Below are 1,224 nucleotides of genomic sequence, written 5' to 3' on the forward strand. Positions count from 1 at the left end.
CCAGGAATATTATCTCTTATCTTGACCAGATGGATTGACTTCCAGGGGTGACAAAACAAAGCGAGCAACTGGAACATCTCCCCCTAGATGTTAAGTCTGATTGCCTAGTCATTCTCAATAAGCACTGTTTATTGCGAATGAGGGAACCCTGGAATTTTCGGCTTAGTTGCCGGCAGCTTGCCGCCAACTCACTCCTCTAGATAAGTATTTTGACTCAGGCATCTTCCTCTTTTGAGACGTTGTGACACTTAGGGTGCGGAATGTGGGAATTAAAGCAAGCAAACAGCTTAAGTCGAAGATGTTCAAAATTGGTAAATCCATAACCCATTCTTTTAATAAGCTTTATTTTGGTATTCATTCCCTCAATTAATCCGTTGGTTGTCTGATTTTCAAAGTAATTACAAATACCAGGCAAATGCTTCTGGATCATGCTGGCACTACTTTGATATAATATCCCGCCTATTCTTATCCATTTTTCCAATTTTCTCTCAGCACCTCTGAACGTTCTACTACTTTGATAAATTTGTCTAATTTCTTCTTTCATTTCCCAGGCTATTCCCAAGCAGGGATGTTCTTTCAGGATAACTTCTAGTTGTTGTTTTTGCTCGTCCTTTAAGTCCTCTTTATTCTTCCATAATAAATGAGGTAATCCCTTTTCATGCACCCCCATTAACTTTCTCAATTTATTAAGCTCGTCATTGATGATAGCCATTACATGAAAACGGTCATAGATGATTTTAGCATTGGGAAATAATTCCTTGATCACTGCTGTAAATCCTGACCACATATCGACGCTCACTTCTTTCACTTTCTCCCGAACTGCGTCTGGCTGTGCCTTTAAGGCTTCCATTAATTCTTCTTGCTTATGTCCTTTAATCACATCTAGTAAAATTTTCTTGTCCAGATCTACGACCGTTGTTATGAAATCTTTATGTCCTTTTAAGTTACTAAATTCATCCAAGCTTATTCGTTCTGGTGCTTCCCACCTGACAGGGGGACAAGCAAGCTGAAAAGCTTATGTAGCATAGAATACAGACACAGACTCCAAAAAAAAATAAGTCATATTTACTAGATATGACCTAGATAACGAAAATGATAAGTGAACTATACCAGAAAGTGTTAGAAAATGAACTGGGACGAGCCAGATATCTACTGTTGTTAATGATAGTTGGAACCTGGCAAATACTAAAGCAAGCTAAGTTAGAGATATTAGCAGAAGCACTG

General features: G+C 38.4%; 1 pseudogene. It reads right to left on the minus strand.

Going from position 1 to position 1,224, the window contains the following annotated elements:
- Nucleotides 1-214 precede the first annotated feature (214 nt).
- Nucleotides 215-985, minus strand: a pseudogene (locus tag O9332_RS20150) (ISL3 family transposase); the annotation flags it as partial.
- Nucleotides 986-1,224 lie beyond the last annotated feature (239 nt).

The organism is Microcystis sp. LE19-10.1B (assembly GCF_027530565.1).
GTDB lineage: Bacteria > Cyanobacteriota > Cyanobacteriia > Cyanobacteriales > Microcystaceae > Microcystis > Microcystis aeruginosa.